Source organism: Acetomicrobium sp. S15 = DSM 107314 (assembly GCF_016125955.1).
GTDB lineage: Bacteria > Synergistota > Synergistia > Synergistales > Thermosynergistaceae > Thermosynergistes > Thermosynergistes pyruvativorans.
Map to the genome: position 1 here is coordinate 1 of NZ_JADEVE010000419.1, position 319 is coordinate 319.

The 319-nt window shown below is 53.6% G+C and carries 2 protein-coding genes; both read left to right on the forward strand.

Features of this window, described 5'->3' with window-relative positions:
- A partial coding sequence (locus EZM41_RS14075; protein WP_232619415.1) for a hypothetical protein occupies positions 1 to 231 on the forward strand: 231 nt, incomplete at its 5' end.
- On the forward strand, positions 225 to 319 hold a 95-nt coding region (locus EZM41_RS14420; RefSeq protein WP_342449339.1), incomplete at its 3' end, for a hypothetical protein. The genes EZM41_RS14075 and EZM41_RS14420, both read left to right, overlap by 7 nt.

Genomic DNA, 319 nt, shown 5'->3' on the forward strand with positions numbered 1-319 from the left:
ATGGCAAGGGAAGATGCAAACGAACTCATCTCGCTGGACCCGAACCTCGAGGAATTTCCCTCCCTAAAGGCCAAGTTGCTCGCAAGTCTCGGAGAAGGCCTGAGCTTGGCCCTTACGGACATGCTCGATGTGGTCGTGGTGGTAAGCTTTGTGCCGCTTTTGACGTTGGGCGTCACAGAGGGCGGGTCCCTCAATGTTTTGGGGGACTTTTTACCATCGCTATCATCTTAGGGGGTGTCCTAAGCGGAGTTTTTACGGCAACCGAGTCCTCGGTGGTGGCCGTAATTTACGCCCTTCTTATAGCCACCTTCGTTTACAA